Below are 24,111 nucleotides of genomic sequence, written 5' to 3'. Positions count from 1 at the left end.
CAATTGCGTGCGGTACGATCCTAACATGCAGCCGGGCCCAGGCTCTCTTCATGAATTGGGGGTAGCCCAAATGCCCCGGTTCACACCCCCTCATACAATTGAAGCATGCCTGCCGACGGCCGCAAGGATGTCTCGTGCGCTTTTTAACGGTCTCGCAGCGCTTCCTGCTTGTATTTCGCCAGCGGCGAGAGAAAGTAGCCGATGATACTGCGCGCGCCGGTCTTGATCTCGATCGTCACCGCCATGCCCGGACCGAGCTTGACGAGCTTGTCGTCCACCTGCATGTACGCACGGTCAAGCGAAACGCGCGCGGCATATTCCAGTTCCTGACCCCTCGGCTCACTGTCGCTCTGCTCTGCGCCCGATACGCGGTCGTTCGAATCGCTCTGCCTCTCGCGAGGTATGGCGTCCGGTGACACGCTGAGCACTTCTCCATGAAGAAGCCCGTAGCGGGTGAAGTTGAATGTGTCGACCTTGATTTCCGTCTTCTGCCCCGGGTGGACGAATCCGATATCTCGGTTGGAGAGCATGGCCTCGATTTCGAGATGGCTCTCGCTCGGAACCACCACGGCCAGTGGCTGAGCAGGCGTAACCACGCCTCCCACCGTGTGAATGGCGAGTTGTTGCACGACGCCGTCGACCGGCGCGGTCAATCGTTGGAGCTTCGTGCGCTGCTCTGCCTTGATCTCCTCCTGCTCGGCACTCTCAACCCTTTGGTCGGCTTTCGCGAGTGCGTCATAGGTCGCGCGCCGATACTCCGCGGCGGTCTTTTCCTTCGTCTCCCTTAGCACCGCGATGGCTGCATCGGCTTCGCGCAGCCGGCTCTGCTGCAGGTTGAGATCCTGCTGAAGGCCGACCAACTCCTGATACTCGGAGAGATAGTCGACCTTCGAGGCAAGCGCGTTGTCGACGAGCTTCTTGCGAATGTCGACTCGCTCCTGCAGCACCGGTGTCGTCGCCTGGAGCTTCGCGACGCTTGCCAAAGTAGTCGATCGTTCTGCTTCCCTCTGATTCTGCTGGCGCTCGATCTCCGCGAGCTTGGCGTTCTGTTCGGCGACCTGACTGATCAGAAATTGACGATGCATCTCGATCTCCCCGGCGCCCGCGCCCTGCGGCGGCCGGAAGGCCGCGAGCGGATCCTCCGCGAGCGCCGCGCGCAGCCGGGCGACGTCGAGTTCGGCCGAAAGAAGATCGCTTTTCTGGCGCTGCTGGTCGGCTTCCGTCATGGTCGGGTCCAGCTCGATCAGCACGTCGCCGGCCTTCACGCTCTGTCCATCGCGTACGTTGATGGCGTGGACAACGCCCGTCTCGAATGGCTGAATCAGCTTGCTGCGCCCGTCTGGCACGATCTTGCCCGTCGCCGTTGCGACGATATCGATGCTGCCCAACGATGCCCACACCAGCGCGACGCAGAAGACAGCGACGATACTCGCCGCGATCGCGCGGCCGATCGGTGACGGCGGCGTTTCGGTGATTTCGAGCGCTGCCGGCAGGAACGCAACTTCGTGCTCCCGGCGGCGAACTTGGGCTCTTGGAAATGGGACGATGTTTCGGCTAGCGGACGTCATGGATGCCAGCTTGCAGATAGTGGAGGTTTGCGTAGCGCCCGTTCGAGCGGATTAGGTCATCATGGGTGCCATCCTCGACGATGCGTCCATGCTCGATCGTGATGATCCGGTTCGCGTGGCGCACGGTCGAGAGCCGATGAGCGATGACGAAGACGGTTCGGCCGGCAGAAATTCGTTTCATGTTCTGCTGAATGGCGCGCTCGCTTTCGTAATCCAGGGCGCTGGTCGCCTCATCGAGGATGAGGATGCGCGGATCGGTAATGAGTGCCCGGGCGATTGCGACACGCTGGCGTTGCCCGCCGGAAAGACTGCTGCCGCGTTCGCCCACGATGGTGTCATAGCCCTCGGGCAGCTCCAGGATGAAATCGTGAGCGCCGGCAAGCGAGGCCGCTGCAATGACGCGCTCCATGGGCATAGCCGGATCAGCGAGCGCGATGTTCTCGCGAATGGATCGGTTGAAGAGCACGTTCTCTTGCAAGACTACGCCGATCTGGCGTCGAAGCCAGGTTAGGTCGACCATCGCCAGATCGACGCCATCGACCAGCACGCGTCCACTCTCCGGCACATAGAGCCGCTGTATCAGCTTGGCGATGGTGCTCTTGCCCGAGCCCGAGGAGCCCACGATGCCGATGACCTGACCGGACTCGACGCTGAACGATACATCGTGCAGCACCTCGGGGCCGTCGACTCGGTAGCGGAAAGTCGCGTGCTCGAATGTCACCTGCCCGCGGATCGCCGGCAGTGCGGCGCGGCCAGGATTGAAGCTTGGCTCGGGAATGGTGTTGAGGATATCGCCGAGACGATCGATCGACAGGCGGGCCTGATGGAAATCCTGCCAGATCTGCGCGAGCCGCAGCACAGGCATGCTCACGCGCGCGGCCAGCATATTGAATGCGACGAGTTCGCCGACGGTCAGGTCGCCGCCGATCACGAGCTTGGCGCCGAAGTAAAGGGTTGCGGCGACGACCAGCTTGTTGATCATCTGCACCGCCTGGCTCGCCGTATTGTTCAGGCTGAGCACGCGGAAGCTTGCGGTCACATAGGCGGCGAGCTGCTCCTCCCAGCGGCGCTGCATCTGCGGCTCGACCGCCATGGCCTTCAGCGTCTCGACGCCCGTGACGGTCTCGACCAGGAAAGCTTGATTCTCCGAGCCGCGATCGAACTTCTCATCAAGGCGCCGGCGAAACAGCGGCGCAGCTCCCGCAGAAATGCCAATGTAGAATGGGAACGACGACAGGACGATCAGCGTCAACGGAGTCGTGTAATAGAACATCACCGCAATGAAAACGACGGTGAAGATGAGATCGATCACAAGCGTGAGCGCCGAGCTCGTCAGGAACTGCCGGATATTCTCGAGCTCGCGGACGCGTGCGACTGAATCCCCGACGCGGCGTGTCTGGAAATATGCGATCGGCAACGCCATCAGGTGACGAAACAGCCGGGCGCCGAGCTCGACGTCGATGCGGTTCGTCGTGTGCGCGAACAGATAGACGCGCAGCGTGCCGAGAACAGTTTCGAAAACGGTCAGCGCGATAAGGCCCGCGACCAGGACGTCGAGCGTGCTCATGCTTCGATGCACGAGCACCTTGTCGATGACCACCTGGAAAAACAGCGGCGAGATGAGGGCAAAGATCTGAAGGAAGAATGACGCGATCAGCACTTCGCCGAGAAGATGGCGGTACTTATGAACCGCGCCGAGAAACCAGCCGATGTCAAACCGCCGGGACAGGTCCGTCAGGGCTGCGCGCCGGGTCATCAGGATGATGTCGCCGTCCCAGATGGACTCAAGTTCGGCCCGGGTCATTGTAATGGGTTGCGGCGACGATGGGCGCTGAACGAGGAGCTTGTCGTCGACGACTTTGCCGAGGATCAGGAATCCACCGTCCCGAAGCACGGCGATTCCCGGCAGCGGAGTAATCGCAAGCCGATTCCAGCTCGTCCTCTGTGCCCGAGCCTTGAGTCCGAAATCTTTTGCACAGCGCAGGACTTCGGTAACACCCACTCGCGCCGCGCCCATGCGATGCCGGATTTGGTCAGGCTCGGCCGCGATGCCATGGCAACGCAGCAATATCGCCAAGGCGATGAGCCCTGAGTCATCGCCGCTCTCAGATGCAGTGCTCGCCGCCTGGGCGGCCTTATCGCCTTGATCGGCGAAACGAGCACGCATCAAGATATCGCAGGCGCGCCGTGCCAGATCACGCCCACGGCCAATAAGGGCATGAAGCGCCCGCTGCGCAATGCTCTGTGATCCAGCCAAGATCAAACGGCCGTCCCAGATTGCTTCGAATTCCGCGCGGGTGATCAGCTTCGCATTTGACGAGGGCGGATGCAGCACAACCGCGCCTTTGTCGCTGACCTTTCCGAGAAGCAGAAATCCGCCATCATGCAGTGAAGCGATGCCGGGCAACCGGATACCCGCAAGTTGTTTCCACCGTGTCTTGCGCGAACCGACCTTAAGCCCGAACTCTCGGGCGCAACGAAGCATCGCGCGGATGCCGATTGCACCGCCGCCGCCACAGCGATCGCGGATCTGGTCGGGCTTAGCGTTTACGCCATGAAAGCGAAGGAACAGAGCCAAGGCTCGAAATCCAAAGTCTGCGGCGTGGGCATTCTCGTTCTGCATCGCCATTCCGGCTTAACCCTTCGCGGATACGCGTCCGCGTTCGATGTTCCTTCTCAGCACAAACTTGACGGTGCCGCACCCAGGCGCTGAAGCCCCTGGGTGCGGAGGCGATCAATGTTGCGGTCTGGTCAGGTACGAGTCGTGATTCCAGTTGGCTCCATTCGACAAGGACGCCACGATCTGACCGGGGTCGACGTGGCCCGAGTGGCCGGCCAGGTACTGGTTCAGCACCGCAAAACTCTGGCTTGCCAGGGACGCCGTGGCTGTGCCGGTCGCAAGCGGATGATCCGCCATGGCACTGTTTCGCGGCGCAAAGGTCGTAGTGGGGCCAGCGACCAGGTTCTTATGCTCGTGCAGCAGCGCAAGGCCCCGGGTTGCCGAGGACCCTAGCGACGTAGCGGGAGCATGCTCATGATCCGTCTGGGCGATCACCCGCGGCGAAGTCGTGGTGGCCGCAGGCCGAGGATCCGTTACGGCGATGGTCCGCGGCGAGGCTGTCGCGACGGCGCCGGTGACCGGATCCTTCGCCGTTGCAGTCAGCGTGAGTGTCGCCACCGGATGAGCCGCGCCCTTATAGTTCGATTGCAGCGTCAATCCGCTGTCGACCTGCGCGGCCGTCAAGGTGATGTTCTTGCCGGCAAACGTCTTGCCGTCGAGTTTGTCGGTGATCCTCTCGTACCTCGGCAAGCCCGTCACCTTCACGGTCACGACATCGTTGGGGTCGGCCGTTGTCACCTTGACCCCTAGGTCGACCGTACCGCCCAGCCCGCTCACGTTGAGCGTGGGATCCGCGATGGTGAGGACCGGCGCGATCGATGGTGGTGTGGTTGGAGTGGCTGGGGTCGTTGGCGTCGTTGGCGTTGTGGTTGGGGTCGATGGGGCTGTCGATGACGTCGCGACATGGAGACCGGAGAACGTCTTCACCGCGCGCGCAAGATTAGCAGCGACACCGCTCGCGTCCTTGATGCTCGCACCGTTCGGCAGATTGACCCCGGTGATGGCGAGCGCCGAGGTATTGGTGTCCGTCGACGCGACAGTTGTGCGAAAGTTGAGCGCGCCCGTTCCGGAGCCGCCCACATAGGTGGCGGTCGCGCCATTGTTGAGAGATAGCGTCGGCGTGCCCGATACCGCCACTGCCTCGTTGAAGCCGAGTGTCAGCGTGACCGCGTCTCCAACGTGCTCGGTACCGGTTCCCGGCGAGGCTGTGGCCTGCGTCACCGCCGGCAAGACCGGATCGATCTGGAGACCGGAGAACGTCTTCACTGCGCCCGAGAGGTTCGCCGCAATACCAGATGCATCCTTGATGCTCGCGCCGCTCGGAAGATTGGCTCCGGTAATGGCGAGCGCCGAGGTATTCGTGTCCGTCGGCGCGACGGTGGTGCGGAAGGTGAGCGCGTTCGTGCCCGAGCCGCCGACATAGCTGGCCGTTCCGCCGTCATTGAGCGACAGTGCAGGCGTACCCGTGACGGTCACCGCCTTGTTAAAGCCGACCGTCAACGTGATGGCATCGCCGGTATGCTCGATCCCCGTTGCCGGTGAAGCGGCGACCTGCGTCACCGCCGGCTGGGTCACTGCCGGCCGCGTCACTGCCGGCTGGGTCGTTGACGGCGTCGTGGAGGTTGACGATATCGTCTGGGGACTGACGTTGGCACCCGTGACGGTGTCGCCGCTGCCCGCTTTTTGATAGAGCTGGACCTGGTCGATCTGCATCTGCATCGACGAAGGGGTCGAGCTATCCAGCGCCGTATGCCATCCGGACGCGTTCGAATTCGCGACCCCATTGTTCATCATCAATTGCATCGGTTCATCCGGGATCGCGACCTGTGCGCTGGTCACTTGCGCCATCTGCTTCCCGTCGAGATACCAGGTGATCGATTTGCCAGGATCCCAGTAGATGCCGTAGGTGTGGAAGCCGGCCGTGAGGTCGATGCCGCTGTCGATGGTGTCGCCGACCCACCCTGACGGCCCGTGGAGATGCCAGGAGAAATTCTGGTCCGCCGGTCCCGAACCGGTAAATCCACCCTCCTGTATATCGAGCTCGAAATTGTCGCCGCTGCCCGCGCCATTGCCGGGCATCAGCCAAAGGCCCGGCCATGCGCCGTCGCCGCTCGGCGCCTTCATACTGATCTGAAGGTAGCCACCGTTGAATTCGAAGTTGCCGTAGCTGCTGACGGCGCCGGACGTGACCGGAAATGTCTGTGCCGTCCCCCCCTGATTGACACCGCTGATGGGTTGTCGGATCGCCGTGAGATCCAACGTCCCGTTGCTCACGGACACCTGGCTCGGCACATCGTAGTCGGCATTATACGGGCCGCCCGGCGTACTTCCTCCCGACCCGTTGGTATTCCATGGCCAGCCGTTGGCGGCTTTGCTTGTGATGTAGGTGTGCCAATCGCTGCCGAGCGCCGTACCGGAGAAGTTTTCCTGATAGACGAGGTCGCTAGAGGCAAAGCCTACGGGTGCGGAGAGAGCCATTCCGTGATCCTTCTTTGGCGTTGAAAACAGAGAATTCCACTGCCGCGCATCGCCAACTGCGCGACATGTCGCATGTTCGCAGCTAGGCAACGCGAACTGATTTCAAGCTCGCAGCCAGGCAACGCGAACGGATTTCAAACTCGCAGCTAGACAACGCGGACTGATTACAAAGTAGCGGAGATTTGGATGTCCTCGCCCCAGACATCCTGGTCGAGCGAGCTCAACGTTGAACCCACCATCGAAGGCGACTTTTGTCGACGGAAATGCTCGTCAGGCGCTCGCCTTTGAGCCCATAAACGGTGTCGCTACCAACGCGCGAAAGGAGTTCAACGGTTTGAGCCGCAGCCGGATAAAAGTTGAGCGCATCCCTCTCGGTGGACGTGCCACCGAGCGTGCTATCTAGTATAAGCACAGCAGTTCCTTAGTTCATTGCGTCTTTTTTTGTTTTCATTCCACCCGCGCCCCTAAGCAAACACAGGCATTTCCGCATTCTAATTTACGCACGCACACCATCTGTACCTGCGTGAATTGATCACTTGAGGACGATGTACGTGACATGAGCGACCATACTACCATTTGCGGCGAGAATGAGGCTTGGTGCGGTATTATTAACACATTCCTAATGTAACTTATAAACACGTCCTAATATAGAAAGTGATCGAACGGCCGCACCGAGACAGCCTTCCGGACGCCTCACCAAAACCGTGTCCGTCCGCTGAGATGTTGCGCTCGCTGGGCGCCCGTTGGTTCGAGCGGGCCGTTCGCATCTGAGGTCGTCGAGAGGGGTGGGCGGGATTGTCTTCCGATGCTGCATGGCGGACGAGCCGTCGAGCCTATTGCTGGAGCTGCCGACCCGGATGTTCGACCACCGTTGGCGCGCCGATGCGCTTGGCCGAGGTCAGCCGTTGCGCCGTTGATCACGCTCCAGTCTCTACACGTGTTGTTGAGCGACGTCGCCAACACGCAGCGGCGATGCCCGCGTCATCCGCTTTCAATGATCGAAGGCGGAAGGCCTGGCACCGTTATCGGGCGCGGTCTCTATAGCGCTGGACAGCCGTTCGATCGCAACGCCAACGATGCCTCATCGGCATCGTGTTTTTCAAGATCTGAACAGCGCCAAGACGTGCAACCGCATCCAAGGGGAGAGTGCGATCGTTTGGGTGGCTTGTTGAAATGGCTGGAACGTGGCGCTACGGCGCGAGGGCGCTTCGTCGCCCCGGGACCGCCCCGCGGATTGTCAAATTTGAACCGCGCGACCAATCGCCAAAGCTCCACCTCATGGCCCTCTGCCAACCGCCTGGCCTGCTCTTTCGCCGCAACGTCGTCTATGCAGGCAAGGTTGATCCCGCCCTTGAACTGGCCGCGTTCGTCCAGAACGTAGAGCCGATAGTGCTGCATCGCTTGTTCTCGATCAGGATTGCCAGTTCGTCTCGGCGCCAGTTCCATTTGTATTGAGACCTCCAGCAGCGCGGCGCTGTTGTCGCCGATCGCTCCACTTTTGTGTACTTGCAAAACAAAGACGCTGCATAACGACATGCCCGAACATAGAATGTATATCTTCCGCTAGTTGCATGTCATTCACATTGACCCAAACCACGTGTTGGGCGATCTGCCGGAGTGTTCCTCCGCCATATCCACAAAGACCTAACGTAACTGCGCCATGATCATTGGCGTATCGAACAGCGCGCAAAACGTTTTCTGAGTTTCCGCTTCCCGAAATTGCGATAACCAGGTCGCCCTCGTTCAGGATGTTCTTCAGCTGCTCGACGAACACATCTTGGAAAGAAACGTCGTTCGCGTACGCGAATGTGAGGCCCACATTGTCGACCAGCGTTCGGCCACGAAAAGGAAGCTTCGTAGAGAGATAGATGCTCTTGTTCCAATCCGTAATGAAATGTAGCGCCGTGAGTGAACTGCCACCATTTCCAAGCGTGATTATCTGCTTGCCGTCCTCTTGTGCCTGCGCGACCAAGGCCACTGCATTATCGAAGCTTTGGTGGTCTAACGAAGCCAGCACGATCTCGAGTTTCTTGAAATAAGCTTGAGCGCTGCCGTCAAGATTTTTTGGGTTGGCTCGGATGTCGGTTGATTGAGCACTGCCGCCAAAATGTTTCATTGGGTGGCCTCCGATGTTGGTTGATAATGAACGATGCGACTACCGGCGAAGTCAAACTTCACAGGAAAGTGCTTTAGCTCCCCGAGAGCCACTTTGATTGCGTCGTGGCGGTCGAGAGGCGCGAAGAACAGGAGAAAACCTCCTGCGCCTGCTCCGAGTAGCTTGCCGCCCGTGGCACCTGCCCGTAACGCAGCTCGGTACCAGCCATCGATCGCATCGTTCGTGATTTCTTCGGAGAGGCTCTTTTTTAAGAGCCAGTTCTCGTGGAGGATTTCGCCGAAGGCGTTGAGGTTACATCGATGCAGTTCATCACGAAGGCGGTACGTGAGCTCGACCATCTGCCTCAGCGCTTTTCGCTTGTCCGGTGCCCTTGCGATGCCCTCCGATTGTCGGACGAGAATGTCTGACGCGCTGCGCGTCATGCCGGTGTAAAACACAAGAACTTGCTTCTCGATGGAAGCGATAAAATCACGTGGGCATATCAGCGGCGACACCGAGACGCGATCATCAGAGTGAAACTCGATAAGATTCAACCCGCCGAAGGCGGCCGCGTATTGATCTTGCCTTCCAATGGGCGCGCCACAACGTTCGATCTCTATGCAACAACTGTCAGCACCGAGCTTTGCCTTCGAAACATACTGCCCCCGAAACGCGTTCAGCGCATGCAGAAGGCCAACAGTAAAAGAGCTCGATGATCCAAGTCCTGTTCCCATCGATGGAATATCGGCGATGGTTGTTATCTCGACACCTCCGCGAATCCCGAGGTATTCCATCGTAGCTCTTACAATTGGGTGCTGGATATTCTCGACGCTCTCTACCTCTTCTGTTTTCGAGTAGGCGATTCGAGTGCCGTTATCGAACTTACGGTTCACGTTAACGTAAACGTACTTGTCGATCGCAACGCTTAGGACGGCGCCACCCTCCTGCCGATAGAAGGCAGGAAGATCGCTGCCACCTCCGACAAAGCTGACTCGAAGTGGCGTCTGACTGATAATCATCCGACCGCCTCAATCAGCTCGATCGCCCGCAATCGGACGCAATGATTGGCACTCGTTCGCGATGCCAGCACGATCGGTGCCTCATCCTCCTGGCGCGAACGGTAGATACTCGCTGCAGCCTCTCGATCCACACCTCGCCGCGAGTATTCTCGCGTTACTCGGCACCTCCTCAGCTCCTCATCGATATCGACGAAGAACGTGTGTGCACGACTGGGCAAAACCACATCGGAGAGCGAGAGAGCGACGGCCCCTTCCACGATCAGGACGGTTTCCGGAGAAATAGTTATCTTTTCTGATTTCGGATGCGATACGCGGCCCAGCTTTTCGTAGTAGGGCAGATCGTGCGTCTCGCGAGAACGAACTCCCACCAAGCGGCTTAGAACCTTCCTGATCTCGCTCACATCATAGCGACCCATCACCGTTGGTTCGCGATTGGCGACGGACCGTATCCAGCGATCAAGAGCAACGACCTGCGCATCAAAGCCGCGCCCGCGAAGAACCTCCGCGATGGCGCTGGAAAGGACGCTCTTTCCGCTCCGGGAAAGGCCCCCCACGAAACAGACGTCCCCCGGCTTCACATGCGCGATCAGATCAGATGCTGTGTCTATCAAGATCGGGTGACCAGTGAGAATGAACTTGGCAGCCTCGAACAAGTCCGAGACGGTATAATCGGGCATTACATGATACTTGCTGTCCAACCCGCCTGCGCCCGTCTCGACCAGGATCGATCTGATGCCAGATCGTTTTGCGAGAGCAACGTCCGTAGAGGAATCGCCGATGATCCAGGACTGACTGCGATCGATATTGAATGTTTGGACCGCCTCATCAACCAACCCGGTAGAAGGTTTGCGACAATTGCAGCGGACCTTCAGCGCTTCCACCTCACCGATAAAGCCGCGGTCTGGATGGTGCGGGCAGAAATAGATGGCATCGACAAAAGCTGCACGGCGGCCAAGCTCAGTCTCCATCTTGTTATGGATCATCCGCAAGTCTCGTACAGAGCAATCGCCCCTCGCCACAACGGGTTGGTTAGTGACGACGATTGTCCGGTATTCGGCCCGGTTGAAACTGGCGATCGCGGCCGCGGCCCCCTCAATCAGTTCGAAGCGTTCGGGACGATCGATGTGTCCATGGTCAACATTGATGCACCCATCCCTGTCCAAAAAGACTGCTTTCTGCGGAGAGGTGAGTGAAGCCCGTGCTATGAGGCCCGATTCAAAGTCGGCGCAAACCTTGTCGAGTCTCGCCGGAGTTCCCGCGTCTTTTATGTACTCGGGGCTGCCATAACTTCTGATTTCCGCGCCGGCCCGAAGCATTTCGGGAAACAGGTCCTTGCCGAAATCGAGCGGAGTTGCTGCCGCGCGCCAACGGAGAAGAGCTTGTTTTCGAATGTAGTAAAGAGCCGCGCTGACTTTGTTTGGATAATAGCAATCTGGGTCGCGTGGATATGGATGGAACGCGGTAACCACGCCGTCTTCCGACGTTTCTATCAGATCGGAATCATGTGGGTGATCATTCGGATGGGTGAAAACGGTTGCCGCCGCCGCCTTGTGCTTTTCATGGAAGCACTTAAAGCGGGTCAGATCGATGTCGAGCATCGTGTCGCCGTAGATCGTAAGGAAGTCGTCGTCGAGCAGATCCAAAACGGCCAAAACTGCCCCAGCTGTCCCAAGCGGCGCACCGTCATCTATGCAACGAACGTCAATCCCCCAATTTTTGCGCTGATTGCAAAACTCCACGATTTGCTCGGCTGCGTGGTTCACCAGGATCAAGATCCTCTCAATCCCGTGTTGCTTGGCGAGGACGATTTGATGCTCAAGAAGTGGCTTGCCACCAATGCTGGCCAACGACTTAGGCAAATCACCTATCCGGCCCCTGAGCCGCGTCCCTCGACCACCCGCAAGTACAACGGCCTGGGCCTGCATCACGGGTGTCCTTCCTGCCGCACGATCTCTACGACGGCTTTTCGAACAGCGTCAGCCGAACCAAGCTGGGGCCGCCAACCGAGCGCACGGAGTTTTGCTATGTCATAGGAAAATCGGGGAACATCTCCCGTCCAACCGCGATCTTCAAATCCGTACTCGATTCCCGCGCCCGGTGCGACAGCCTCGACAGTCGTTTCCGCTATAAAGCTAACGGTTACCCCTTTGTCCTCAGGACCGATATTGTAGCAGCCAAGCCGCTCGGATGCGTTTGCACGCAAGTAGACAATCGCATCAATCAGATCATTGACATGAAGATATGCCTTCCGTTGCCGCCCCGATCCCAAAACATTCAGCTTGCTTGGTGAAACCCTTAACTTTCTGACGAAATCCAGAATGACACCATGGGTTGCTGGGACACCGATCACGTTCGGAAAGCGAAAGATCAACGCTCGAGCTAACCAGTTCTCGACGGCAGCGCTGATTAGCGCTTCCGACGCGAGCTTCATGGCACCGTAATTGGAAATCGGCAGCAGCGGCCCGACATCCTCTCTAATCGGAGCCTCCCCCAAATCGCCGTACACGGCTGAGCTGGATGCAAAAGCAAGGAACGGAACCCCCGCTTCCTTCATTGCGTCCAACACGTTGAACGTCGATAGAAAGGTATCGCGTAGATCAACAGAGGCATCGGCGATTCCCGCAGGAATGTCGGAATTGGCAGCCATGTGCCAGACTTCGGAAATCGGAATGCGTTTGTGACAATTCATGAAGCGGCTTCTCACCGCACCCGCGTCTGAGAGATCCACTTTCTCAAAAATGAACCTCTCATGCGTGAGAAGCTCGTTCAGGTTCTCGCGAGAACCGCGCGACAGGTTGTCAAAGCCAAAGACCGGATATCCACGATCAACAAAGATCCTTGCAAGCCTGCTTCCTACAAAGCCCGCAACTCCCGATACAAAAATAGCGCGCGATTCAGCCAATGGGATTGCGCCTTCCTCTAGTGCGCAAGCTTTCGCTGGGGCCGGGAGTTCGACCGAGCTGGGCGTTAAGCTCTTCGCTCGTCGTTAAGGTCATGCGTCTCATGCGTCTTTCTCAAGCATCGCATGGTTCTCTCCGATCCGCGATCATTCCTCAGGAGTAGCCCCATTTTGCAGATCCCGACTGAATCGCACCGCGCTTGCCTTTGCGGCGACTCCAACGACGATCCCAAGGACGGTCGAGGCGCTCACGGTCTGTTCACGCGAAGCGCGTGCGCGGCAGTTCGCGCAGATGTCGATGCTGCCGCGGATCCTTGCGATCGTGCCGAACCGCACAATTTCGCCGTCTGTGTCGCTGGCGCATCGAGACGGGTCTTCGATCAAGGATATCGACGCAACGTCCCTGATGAGGGTCGGTCGCGGCCCAGCGAGAAGCTCCGAAACTCGATTCCGAGCTGCTTGAGCTGTTCTACGCCGGGAACCTCCGCCGCCGGGTGAACAAGCCCAAGGATGGAGTCGGATCGGAAGGGCAGGGGAACATGCAGGGCCTCAGCTGCCTTTAGGACCCCACTGACGATCTGCCAGGGAACGGGAGCGACGCGCAATGTTCTGCCTTGTGACGCTGCGATCTCTTGCATGAGCCTTCGAAACGGTACGGGTTCCGGATGGGCCAGCCCCACTGGTTCCGGCAGGGGCATGTCCGACTCGGCAATACGCACCATGGCGGCCGCCATATCCACTTCATGCACGGTGAACTGATGGGAACGTGCCCCGATGAGAGGTGTCATCGGCAGGTTGGTGAGCTTACGGAGCGCGCCTGCCATTCCGCCCCAACCGGGGCCGTACACCAGTCCGAGGCGGGTGGAGACACCTCCCAGGGCGCTGGCCGTGCGCTCGCAGGCCAGTTTCGCCTGACCGTACAACTGCCGGGTTCCCTTATAGGCGGACATCGAGGAGATAAAAATGACCCGGCGAACCCCTGCGTCGGCGGCATTGCGGAGCAGGTGCTGCGAGCCGGACACATTGACACCCCACACTTCACCGGCGCTGACGAGAGTCAGGTCCCATGCACCGTGGATGAGCACATCCAGGTCGCTGAGAGCAGCCCCCGATGGCGGGCGCCTGATCTCGTATGGGCGCCACTCGGCGACGCCGGCGGCAGATTCGGAGGTCACCCGGTTCGAACGGGCGAAGCCGATGACCTCATGCCCTTCTTCGGCGAAGGCGGCGCGCAGGATGGTCCCGACATATCCATTGGCTCCGGTGATACCGACCCGCATGGAACGCTCAACCCGTCAGCTGCATCGCTTCGCAGGCGATGCGATGGGAATTGGCCATCACAGTCAGGGTAAAGGTGGTAGCTGGAACATTCGGGAAAACCGATCCGTCGATGAGATGGATCCGGTCCCAGCGCGCCAGCCGCCCGAGGCGGTCTGTCGTCGCACGTCCGCAATCCGGCTCTCTGGCATGGGGAAAGCTGCCGCCAAAGTGGTAGCTCTTGGCCCCGCCCGACCACAGCATCTGCGGCGTGACTGGCCACAGGTCAAGGTAGGGTGCAGCCCTGCGGATCCGCTTAATTACGTCAGGCAGCATCGGAGGCACGTTCTTGCCCCTGACCTTGGCCTCGCTGAAGCCCTCCGAAGTGAGGGTGATCTGGGGTAGCTCATCAGGAGCTGCGGACACCTGGGCGCTGACCCGGACCTTGGGTGACGCCCAGGATGGCAAGTAGCCCAGGCCTACCGTCAACCGGCTCAGGAGCCGATCCGTTGCGAAGGCGGCAGCGCGGTGTTGGAGGAAGCCGGGAAGCGCATCTTGGTATGCCTGGTTGAACGGATAGAAGTGAATCAATGAGACATCGAAGCCCTCGTCGTCCTGGACGATGGCCATGGTGAATTGGTTGAGCGTGAACTCGCGCCTTGTGCGTGGGTCGGGGGTCGGCTTCATGGACATCATTGGAAGAACGAACTGGGCCGATTCCGAAAGATGTACCGGCTGGCCAGATCCGAGCGAGCCCAGGATCAGCCGGGTGGTCCCGATTGCTCCGCAGCCCACGAAGACCCGGTCGGCTGTGAATCGCTGGATCCGGCCGCTGGACAGCTCCCGGGCCTGCACGACGGCCGTGGCACCCTCCTGGTCGACTCGCACCGCGAGCAGCCCGCTATGGTAGTCGATCCTCCCGCTGCGCCTGAAGCGATCGAAGCTGTGCGAGGCCGAAAAGATCAGCGACCGCGGGCACCCGGTCATGCATAGGCCGCAGGGCTGGCATTCGGGCGCCGAGAAGGCGAGCCGGGCGCGGCCTATCGTTATTCCAGCGGAGCGCACTCGATCGCGGTGCCTGTCGTAGTTGGCCAGGACCATCTGCGTGCGCGGCGCCAGCGGCGGAAGCGGGTCCGGGGATCCGATGAGCGGGAACCACTCCTCGAGATCGTCGGACTCTCCAGCGAAAGGAATGTGACCCAGGATCGTCCGATAGTGCTCTTCCATATCCGAGAAGTCGAACGGCCATCCCTTCAACGTGGCGGCGCTGAAGGGCATGATCTGGGCCCCCCAAACATTGCTGAACCCCCCGTAGGCGCTTGATATGACAGCCGAGTTGACTCTACCCTCGGAGTGGACGCCGTCGAGCTGACCCTTGTTGGCAAAAGGGAAATCGGATCCGTAGCTTCTCTTTTCAGGCAGCGAATCGGATTGGAGCCGCTTGGGTTGCAGGCTGATCCGGCGGACGTCCTCCTCGTCCCAGTCGTCGACACGCAGCTTGGACAGCCTGGAGATCACCTCCTGCGTCTCCGCCTCCAGCACGGTGCCCGGATCGAACACGGTTATCTTCTCGTCCGGTTTCTCGGACAGCGCCAACACGGCGGCGGCTGCAGCCGGACCCGAACCAATGATTATCGAAGACGGCATCTACTTCCCGCGGCCACCGCCTTGCGCGGCTGTGTCCAGTATCTGCTTGGTTGCCTGTTGGCGCCGCCGGCGAAAGCGCCGAACCAGCTCGATCCGGCCGGCGACGTGGCCTGCCGCGGCCAGCCCCACGCCAGCGACTATTGCTGCGGACCGGGCCAGTCCGGCGGCGTCACCCTTGGCCGCTTGCAAAATCTCCCTCGGCACACCCTTGGTCAGCGCATGCCAGACGAAACGGGCCTCTGCACTCAGCGTGGCGGCGTCGCCCATCTGGGCAAAGGCCTCGACCTTCCCCTTGTTGACGAAGAAGCAGCGACGCCAGAAGTACTTCCAGGTCGCCCGTGAGGCGGGTACGAAGTGGCGGACGGTCGCCGCCGGTTCATAGATGACCGCGTCACTGCCCTTGATGTGCGCCACGCGGTGGCACATGTCCATGTCGTCGTGCCTGTCGGAATGGAACCCTCCCACCTGCTCGAGGAGGATCCGCCGCACCGACATATTGGCTCCTATGAGGCGGGCCAAAGGGCCTCGGCCGGTCGGAAGGCCATCATAAGCACATCCGAACACCCAGTCGAACTGCACAGGGAACCAGGCCGGGCGGCCGGTCTCGAAAACAGGTATGGGGCGCCCGCCGACGGCGCCGATGCGCTCATCCTGGTACGGGGCGGTGAGAATCTCGAGCCAGTCCTTGTCGGCCGCTGCATCGTCATCCAGGAACGCCAGGATATTTCCGGCAGCGGCTTCGGCTGCGGTGTTTCGGGCCGACCCCAGATGCCCGTCATGCTTGTTCTGGATCACCCGTACCGGGGGGGTGGATGCGGCGAAATCAGCCCACTGCGCGGCACAACGGCGAAACAAGGGCTGATCGACGCATAGGATGATCTCGCAGGGCTGCAAGGTCTGCTCCTGTGCCGAGGCCACCGACTGGAGCATCAGCTCCCATCTTTCCTCAGTGTAGGCACAGATAATCACCGAGATCGTGGGGGAAATCTGCCGGCGCTCGCTGCCGACGCCATCCTCGGGCTGCTCGGTTCGCGATCTAGGCTGACCGGTTGTGGCAGCGGCAACGTCAGGTTTGCGGCGGGCGAGACCGATACTTGGCTTGCGGACGTGGCTTTCCTGGCCAACGCCGATCGGTGGACCCGATTGCGCAATACGCATTTAGGAATTCTCCCGACTTGAGCTGCCAATGTGTTCCCAAATGTGTTCCCAAACTCTTCGATAAACCGGGCGATGGTCCGGCGGCGCACCGCCGCGGCGTCGTCGTTCAAATCGTCCGAACGATCGAGTGTGGTCGGCACAGAGCACGACGCTGGCGAGAACGCGGGTGACCTCGTCCTGCGATCCGTAGGTCAGATAGTGGTTGTTTACGCCGGTCACGAAGAACGGCTTGCCGTCCAACGTGAAGTTCGTTCCGGAAGCATTGCGCAGCCAGTATTTCGCCCGTTGCCAGCCAGCCATCATCCCTGCATGTGGCTCTCGCCGGGCGCCGAGTGCAACGGCCCCTAAGGATTACCTCCTCTGGCCTCGCACAGCCCCGCATTGATCGGGCATAGTGGTGCCTGGCTGCGGGTGCTCGTCAAAGCTGTCGTCTGCTTGAAATTCGCCGTGAGAACAACAATGCGCATTTGCTTGAGTCTCGATCCGTCGCGGCTGCTGCGCTGGCATCTGTGGCTGGCGGAGGCGCTTGCCGAAGTGCCCGGCAACGATGTCTCCTGCGCTTTCGCGGCTGGCTGCCGCCCGCTGCCGTTGATCTTCCGCCTGTTGATCGAACTCGAACGACTACTCTATGGCTACCGTGTCAACGGTGTCACCGGCTCCGTCGAGGCGGAGCTGCGATCCCTGCCGCTGCCGACCGACCAAGTGGATGTGGTGATCAATTTGAGCGGCGAAGAGCCGCTCCCGTCGGGACGACGCGTGCTCACTCCACTCTTCAACGGGCTACCGAGCGAGATTGGAGTCATGACGGCCTTGGCGAATGATCAGGACCTTGTCGTTGACCTCTACGATTCGGCGCGCCCGTCGCAGCCGTGGATGGCGCGTCCGGCCAGTGTGGACCGTAGAGTGTTCGCAGCCGGTCTCGACAGCGTCCTCTCCTGCGCTGTGGCGCTGATTCTAAAAGCCTTGCGCGAGGAAACCAGTTCAGCTCCGTCCGGTGTTCCCGGTCCGCCGACGGCCGCGCCTTCGCTCGGCGCGCTTTCGGCCATTGCATGGGAGACTGGCACGGCGGCATCGAAGGCAATCGCGTTCTTGGACAGGTTGGCGAGAGGCGGCAGATCGTGGGGGATCGGCTGGCGCTTCGACCAGGCGGCGAGTCTGCTCGACAAAGGCGAAGCAGCTTTCAACGTGCTCACCGGAGACACCGGCAGCTTCCTTGCCGACCCGTTCCCGTTCCGGTATCTGGGGCAGGATTTCATCTTCGTCGAACAGTACCTCTATTCAAAGAACCGGGGGTGCATTGCGGTCGTGACAGCTGACCGGAGCGGGACCGCCGGCGCACCTCAGATCGTCTTGGAGGAGCCGCACCACCTCTCGTACCCGTTCGTGTTCGAGCAGGACGGGCAGGTCTGGATGATCCCCGAATCGGGGGCGGCAAGGAATGTCAGTCTCTACAGGGCAGTCGAATTCCCGTACCGGTGGAAGCGGGAGGCCTGCCTCCTGGAAGGCATTGAGGGCTACGACACCACGCCGCTGCGCCATGAGGGCGGCTTTTGGTTTTTCGTCAGCCCAAGGCTGTGGAGGTCCACGTCCTGGGATGTCCTCAGCCTCTACCATGGCGAGAGCCTGACGGGGCCTTGGACGCCCCATGCCGCAAACCCCGTCCTGCTCGATGCTGCGCTCAGCCGTCCCGCAGGCGCTGTCATCCGACACGGCGGACGCCTGCTACGCCCGGTCCAGGACTGCGCTCGCAGCTATGGCGGCGCGGTGACGTTCTGCCGGATCGATGCGCTCGGCGCGTCGGCGTTTGCCCAGACCCCGGTCGGTGGCATTTGGTCCGAAGCGTTCGGGTGTCACACCTACAACCGCCGGTCTGGCCTGGAGGTGATCGACCTGTTCGGTCATGTCCGTGGTTTGCGCCAGGTCACGACCTCGTATCGGCCGCTTGCACCCGAGGTGCCGGCCTCAACGTCGCATGGGTGGCCCCTCTCTCGTCCGGGACAGTTGGCGTGGCCAGTTGATCGGGCCCACGACGCCGCCCGCGAAGGGCCGGGCGGCCTCGACCCTTCTCGCGCGTAAGATTAAGGGGTAGCCCCGGAAATCACGGCCGAATGAAGAAGCGAGCCCACATGCGGAGCCTCGCAGTTCTGGCCAATGGCAATGTCGGCGTTGCGCGCGAGGTTCATCGCGCCGGCGATGTTCGCCGCATTCTGCTTGCCCGGAGAGCCTGTCGCCCGGGATCCAGGCCGCAGGTCGATGATTGTCCTCGCTGGCGTGAAGGCATCGCGCTGCTGTCGGTTCCTCACGTCTGGCAGCGCTGCCGACGCAACTGGTGAAGGTGATCGTGCCGCCACCGTGCCATCTGCCTTGGTTGCTTGGCCCCGAGCTAACCTGAAGGGATAACCACAAAGAGCTAATCACCTATGGTGCTTTCTAACCATCTATTGGAGCTTCCATTGCGGGGTCCCATCAGCAATGCTCACTTAACTCACGTTCTTGTTTCATCTGATCTTTTCAGCATGTCTGGGAGTCTGCGTATGATTAGAACAGTTGCACCCGGGGGCGTGGCTGCAATTCTGTGTCGGTTCCTTTCCGGAACCTATCGTTCGGCCCATCATCGCGCCGGGCGCCTATCGGCAGTCTTGGCGCGTTTCCAGCCCGCCCCCTGCGGCCCATCGCTCGACCGTGCAGCGCTGCCATGAATGCCGGTCTCTCCAGTGTACTCACCCCCGTCAGTGCTGTATCGCCGCCTGACCCAATTAAGTTCGGGCTGCGGCAATCGCTGGCTCTGCCCCGAGTAAGCTTCATCGTGCCGACGCTCAACGAGGCCGAGAACCTTCCTTGGCTTCTGCCGCGCATCCCCAACTGGGCGCACGAGATCATCATCGTGGATGGCCGTTCGACCGACGACACCGTCGCGGTCGCGCGCCGCCTACGCGAGGACGTGAAGGTTGTCATGGAGCCCCGGCGGGGCAAGGGCGCCGCACTGCAGGCCGGATTCCGGGCCGCCACAGGCGACATCATCGTCATGCTGGACGCTGACGGCTCCATGGTCCCGGAGGAGGCGATCGTCTTTGTCAGTGCGCTGATGGCCGGCGCGGATCTCGTCAAGGGTTCACGCTTTATCCAGGGCGCCGGCACCGACGACATGTCGCTGTTCCGGATGTTCGGCAACAGGGGGCTGACCCTGTTCGTGCGGCTCCTCTATGGCGGTTGGTTCTCCGATCTATGCTACGGATACATCGCCTTCTGGACCAAACACGTCAGCACGCTCAATTGCGACTGCGATGGGTTCGAGATCGAGACCCTCATCAACGTGCGGGCCTTGAAGAACCACCTCAATATCGTCGAGGTGGCGAGTTTCGAGGCTCCGCGCATCAGCGGTGTGAGCCATCTGCGCGCCATCCCAGACGGCTGGCGCGTCCTCAAGACCATCTTGCGTGAGTGGGTGTACCAACAACACGGGCGGGGCGCGACAGCCTGTGATGATGGCGGGTAAGCCTGATGCGAATTCTGATGGTTGCCGCTCGCTGCTACCCCTTCATGGGCGGCACTGAAACTCACATCCAGGAAGTCGGTCCCCGCTTGGCAGCGCGTGGCCACTCGGTCGACGTGCTCACTACCGATCCCTCGGGGGAGCTGCCGGTTGAGGAGGAGGTGCGCGGCATGCGTGTGCGGCGCGTGCCGGCCTGGCCAAGGGAACTGGACCTCTATGTGGCACCCGGCATTTATACCGCGATCCGGCGCGGGGCTTGGGATCTGATCCACTTCCAGGGTTATAGCACTTTCGTGGTGCCGATCGGACTGCTCGCGGCCGTCCGCGGGCAGCTGCCGTTCGTCCTGACCTTCCACAGCGGCGGGCATTCCTCCCGGCTGCGCAACGCCATACGCAGCACCCAGCATATGCTGCTCCGGCCGCTGGTAGCCCGGGCCGCGCGGCTGATCGGCGTCTCCGAATTCGAAGCCGACTTCTTCAGCCGGAGGATGGGCCTGCCGCGGGAGCGGTTTGTCGTCATCCCGAACGGCGCCGCGATGCCGGCTCCGAGCCCCGGCGTCAAGGTCGATCCGCACCTGATCGTCTCGGGCGGCAGGCTGGAGCGCTATAAGGGCCACCACCGGGCGATCGCAGCCTTGCCCGAACTGATCCGCCGGGTACCGGACGTGCGACTGCACATCGTCGGTACTGGCCCGTACGAGGGAGAATTGCGGCGCCTCGTCGCGACGCTCGGCCTCGAGAGGCGGGTCACAATTGCTGGTATCCGCGCCTCGGAGCGGCAGGAAATGGCAGATCTATTGGCGAGCGCCGCGCTGTTCGTGCTGTTCAGCGAATACGAAGCCCATCCGGTCGCCGTGATGGAAGCCCTGTCGCTGCGCCGCCCGGTCCTCGTCAGCGACACGTCCGGTCTGCGGGAGCTGGCCGCCAATGGCCTGTGCCGGGCGATTCCGCGCAACGCCGATCCGCGAGAGCTGGCCGCCGCCATGGCCGAGGAACTGGAGGCCCATCGGGAGATCCCGGATTTGGCGCTGCCCGACTGGGATGCCTGCGCGCAAGCACTGAGCGACGTTTATTGTGATGTCCTGAGCAGCCGATCCACGGTTCGCTCGGCCCCCGGCGGCATGACATCCTGGCCTCCCGCGACGAGGGTATGATGCTGATGACGCAGGTTCATTTCACCGCGGGAACCAGGATCAAACCACTCCAGGCCGGGATACGGCTCTTATCGGCCGTTATCGGTCCCGATCTTCACGGCGGCAGCGCCGATGCCCCGCCGCAACGGGCCAAATACGGTTGGATCGCGATACTGTGCCTGACCGTCGCCACGGCTCTGCTCCTGGTCGTGGCCGGGCACGCAGCCGGGCGCCGGGGCTATGACGTGGCGCCCGCGCTCTTTTGGTCCGGTATGGTCCTCCTGGTCGTTCCGACCAGCCTCCGCATCGCTTGGCCGACGACAGCCCGAGGTGAGCGCCTGTTCCTCCTGTTCCTGCTTGTCGAAGCTCTGTTCTATTGCAAGAAGGTCTATTCCCCGACGAGCTTCAGCGGTTACGACGAGTTCTTGCATTGGATCGCAGCCGAAGATCTCATCACTGCTCGCCGGCTGTTTCTGCCCAACCCGCTTTTCCCGATCGGGCCAACGTATCCCGCCCTGGAAATCGTGACGACGGCGATCGTCGATCTGACGGGACTGCCCTTGTTAGTGGCGGGAACGCTCCTATTGGCCATCCTCAAGGGCACGTTCATCGGTGCCCTGTTTCTGTTCCTCGAAAGCATCGTCGGATCGCCGCGTATCGCGGCTATCGCCTGTCTGGCCTACATGGGCTGCTCAACCTTCTTCCTGTTCGACTCAAGTTTCTCCTACCAGAGCCTCGGCATCGTGCTGTGTGTGCTGGCTTTCGCGGTCGAAGCGGCGTCCAAGGATCTCGTCGGGAGACTGAGGCTCAAGTCGCTGGGGCTGATAGCCTTGCTGCTGGCAAGCCTCGCGGTCACACATCACGTCTCGGCCGCCTTCGCCGCCATCTATTTCGGAGCGCTGGCGGGTCTCGAAGCTTTGCGCCGTCACGATCCCATGCGGATTGAGGCCAGGATCGGCGTGGGTCTCACGGCGATCCTGGCCATAGCCCTGCCGCTCCTGTGGATGCAGTTCCGTGGCATCCCTCTCGCAGGCTATCTCGGCCCGGTGATCGGGGCCGGCTTCCAGTCATTGCTCGGCATGATCCTTGGCACCGCCACCCCGGCGTCGGAACATCTTCAAGCGCCGGCCAAGGCCTTCTACCTGCAACTGACCACCTTGCTGGCGCTCCTGCTGCTGGCACTCGGACTGTCAACGGGATTCTTTCGGTCACTCGCCATCGCAGCGCTCAGTGGTGCGCGGCCGGGTTGGCTTCCGATCCGGGACATTCTCAAATGCCGCTGGCGTGACAGCCGCCTCCTGCTCCTCACCTTGCTGGCCTTCGGGCTCCCGATCTCTGTGGCCTTCCGACTGACCGTCAGCGGATGGGAAATCGGCAACCGCATGGGAACGTTCGTGTTCATCGGCGTTGGGCTGGTCGTCGCAGTGAGCATCGTCCACTTCTGGCAGGGCCGCGCGCCGCGCGGGTGGCGCCGCATCGCGCCCGCCGGTGCTCTGGCGGTCATCGTCCTGGGCGGCGTCGCGAGCTCCACGATCAATCCGATCGATGGGCGCTATAGAGTGGCGGCCGATCAGGAATCAATCGAGCCCATGGGGATCGAAACGGCACGCTGGGCCAAGGAATGGCTCGGTGCCGGCAACCGCTTCATCTCCGACCGCATCAACAGCATTCTGCTTGCGAGCTACGGCCGGCAGGACGTCAGGGTCAAGATCAGAGAAGGCATCGATTCCGCGAGCATATTCGAAGGCGAGACATTGGGGCCAGGGGAGTTTTGGGCTTTGGCGGGAAGCAACATCGATTTCCTGCTGGTTGACCGGCGCCTGAGCACGGCTCCGCCAGTGCTCGGCTTTTACTTTCAGCCGTGGCAACGGCGGCAGGGAACGCCGCTCTCGGGTGCAGCGCTCCTTAAGTTCAATGACGTCAAGGGCGTCACCCGCATCTACGACAACGGCTGGATCGTCATCTACGACGTGAGGGAATTGCATGAGAACCATTAGCAAGCGGGACCTTCTGGCCGCATACCTTTGGGCGGGGGCCGCGGTGGCGGCCGTTGCTTTCAGCGACAGCGCGCTCCTCAGAGTTGCCCTGGGCGCACCCGTGGTGTTCCTCGTCCCGGGCCACACGGTGTTGCGGGCCATTGGCGTCAGTACGACCTCCGCGTTGCAACACATCGTCTACGCGGTCGGAGCAAGCCTCGCCGTCGGCATCGTTGGGGGCTTTGCACTGAACGCCGCAGGCTTCCTGACGCCGCTCGGCTGGGCGCTGTGGTTTTGGATCGTGACGGCCGCCGCGGCACTGGTGGCCGCCGTCCGCCGCGACACTCCCGATCTGCCAGCTTGGCCGGCTTTGGCGCGGGTCCGGGTTTGGCAGGGAGCCGTGCTCATGCTGGCGGTGCTTGTGGCGACCGGGGCCTATGCGTTTGCCGTCAGAGACGAAGCGGCCCACCGGGAATTCAAATACACCGAGTTCTGGTTGTTGCCATCAGCCAGTGGCGAGCGCGACCGGATCACGGTTGGCATCAGGAGCGCCGAGACCCAAACTCAGCGGTTCGACGTGGAAATCACCCTTGATGGGCAACCGTTCGCCGTTTTCCGATCGGTCGCCGTCGCGCCGGGCGATACCTGGGCGCGAGAAATCCCAGTGCCCGCCGTAGCAATCCGCCAGAGGGCCGAAGCCCGGCTCTATCGACCGCAAGACAACCGGCTGTATCGCAGCGTTTCGACGCTAGTGCCGCGCTTCTGAAA

General features: G+C 61.2%; 16 protein-coding genes. 5 read left to right on the top strand and 11 right to left on the bottom strand.

The genetic code is table 11. From position 1 onward, the window contains the following. Positions 1 to 143: 143 nt before the first annotated feature. The 11 genes from FJ417_RS05095 to FJ417_RS33900 form a co-directional block, all read right to left on the bottom strand. On the bottom strand, positions 144 to 1,568 hold the full coding sequence (locus FJ417_RS05095; RefSeq protein ID WP_140782708.1) for an HlyD family type I secretion periplasmic adaptor subunit: 1,425 nt from the start codon (positions 1,566 to 1,568) through the stop codon (positions 144 to 146). After that, the gene (locus tag FJ417_RS05090) at positions 1,555 to 4,197 is read right to left on the bottom strand and encodes a type I secretion system permease/ATPase (protein WP_181183154.1); all 2,643 of its coding nucleotides are present in this window, start codon (positions 4,195 to 4,197) and stop codon (positions 1,555 to 1,557) included. The genes FJ417_RS05095 and FJ417_RS05090 overlap by 14 nt, the downstream gene beginning before the upstream one ends. 105 nt (positions 4,198 to 4,302) lie before the next feature. Beyond that, positions 4,303 to 6,666 (bottom strand): glycoside hydrolase family 16 protein, encoded by a 2,364-nt coding sequence (locus FJ417_RS05085; protein ID WP_140782707.1) that lies wholly within the window; start codon positions 6,664 to 6,666, stop codon positions 4,303 to 4,305. Positions 6,667 to 8,077: 1,411 nt separating this feature from the next. Continuing rightward, positions 8,078 to 8,782, bottom strand: a complete 705-nt coding sequence (locus FJ417_RS05075) for an SIS domain-containing protein (RefSeq protein ID WP_140643725.1) — start codon at positions 8,780 to 8,782, stop codon at positions 8,078 to 8,080. After that, positions 8,779 to 9,780, bottom strand: coding sequence for a GHMP kinase (locus FJ417_RS05070; protein ID WP_140643728.1), 1,002 nt, complete (start codon positions 9,778 to 9,780; stop codon positions 8,779 to 8,781). Before FJ417_RS05070 ends, FJ417_RS05075 begins: the two co-directional genes overlap by 4 nt. Beyond that, positions 9,777 to 11,705, bottom strand: a complete 1,929-nt coding sequence (locus FJ417_RS05065) for an HAD-IIIA family hydrolase (RefSeq protein ID WP_140782706.1) — start codon at positions 11,703 to 11,705, stop codon at positions 9,777 to 9,779. Before FJ417_RS05065 ends, FJ417_RS05070 begins: the two co-directional genes overlap by 4 nt. Further along, positions 11,705 to 12,682 (bottom strand): NAD-dependent epimerase/dehydratase family protein, encoded by a 978-nt coding sequence (locus FJ417_RS05060; protein WP_181167092.1) that lies wholly within the window; start codon positions 12,680 to 12,682, stop codon positions 11,705 to 11,707. Before FJ417_RS05060 ends, FJ417_RS05065 begins: the two co-directional genes overlap by 1 nt. Positions 12,683 to 13,059: 377 nt before the next feature. Further along, the gene (locus tag FJ417_RS05055; RefSeq protein WP_140782705.1) at positions 13,060 to 13,959 is read right to left on the bottom strand and encodes an NAD(P)-dependent oxidoreductase; all 900 of its coding nucleotides are present in this window, start codon (positions 13,957 to 13,959) and stop codon (positions 13,060 to 13,062) included. Between the two features lie 7 nt (positions 13,960 to 13,966). Beyond that, entirely contained in the window at positions 13,967 to 15,535 is a 1,569-nt protein-coding gene (locus FJ417_RS05050) for a GMC family oxidoreductase (RefSeq protein WP_210240638.1), read from the bottom strand. A gap of 48 nt (positions 15,536 to 15,583) precedes the next feature. Then, complete coding sequence (locus tag FJ417_RS05045) at positions 15,584 to 16,741, bottom strand: glycosyltransferase (RefSeq protein ID WP_140782703.1); 1,158 nt, start codon at positions 16,739 to 16,741, stop codon at positions 15,584 to 15,586. Beyond that, complete coding sequence (locus tag FJ417_RS33900) at positions 16,742 to 17,041, bottom strand: hypothetical protein (protein WP_140782702.1); 300 nt, start codon at positions 17,039 to 17,041, stop codon at positions 16,742 to 16,744. It lies immediately after the preceding gene. A gap of 159 nt (positions 17,042 to 17,200) precedes the next feature. Here FJ417_RS33900 and FJ417_RS05035 point away from each other — a divergent pair, with 159 nt between their 5' ends. From FJ417_RS05035 to FJ417_RS05015, 5 genes are all read left to right on the top strand, one after another. Continuing rightward, positions 17,201 to 18,817 (top strand): hypothetical protein, encoded by a 1,617-nt coding sequence (locus tag FJ417_RS05035; RefSeq protein ID WP_140782701.1) that lies wholly within the window; start codon positions 17,201 to 17,203, stop codon positions 18,815 to 18,817. A gap of 619 nt (positions 18,818 to 19,436) precedes the next feature. Next, on the top strand, positions 19,437 to 20,237 hold the full coding sequence (locus tag FJ417_RS05030) for a glycosyltransferase family 2 protein (protein ID WP_140709935.1): 801 nt from the start codon (positions 19,437 to 19,439) through the stop codon (positions 20,235 to 20,237). Positions 20,238 to 20,242: 5 nt separating this feature from the next. After that, the gene (locus tag FJ417_RS05025; protein ID WP_140782700.1) at positions 20,243 to 21,388 is read left to right on the top strand and encodes a glycosyltransferase family 4 protein; all 1,146 of its coding nucleotides are present in this window, start codon (positions 20,243 to 20,245) and stop codon (positions 21,386 to 21,388) included. Next, on the top strand, positions 21,388 to 23,364 hold the full coding sequence (locus FJ417_RS05020) for a hypothetical protein (RefSeq protein WP_140782699.1): 1,977 nt from the start codon (positions 21,388 to 21,390) through the stop codon (positions 23,362 to 23,364). Before FJ417_RS05025 ends, FJ417_RS05020 begins: the two co-directional genes overlap by 1 nt. Next, positions 23,351 to 24,109, top strand: a complete 759-nt coding sequence (locus FJ417_RS05015; protein WP_140782698.1) for a DUF1616 domain-containing protein — start codon at positions 23,351 to 23,353, stop codon at positions 24,107 to 24,109. Before FJ417_RS05020 ends, FJ417_RS05015 begins: the two co-directional genes overlap by 14 nt. The last annotated feature ends 2 nt before the right edge of the window (positions 24,110 to 24,111 follow it).

The organism is Mesorhizobium sp. B3-1-7 (assembly GCF_006439385.1).
Taxonomy (GTDB): Bacteria; Pseudomonadota; Alphaproteobacteria; order Rhizobiales; family Rhizobiaceae; genus Mesorhizobium.
Note: the sequence above shows the minus strand (reverse complement) of the source record. Positions and strands in the feature narration are given on the sequence as shown.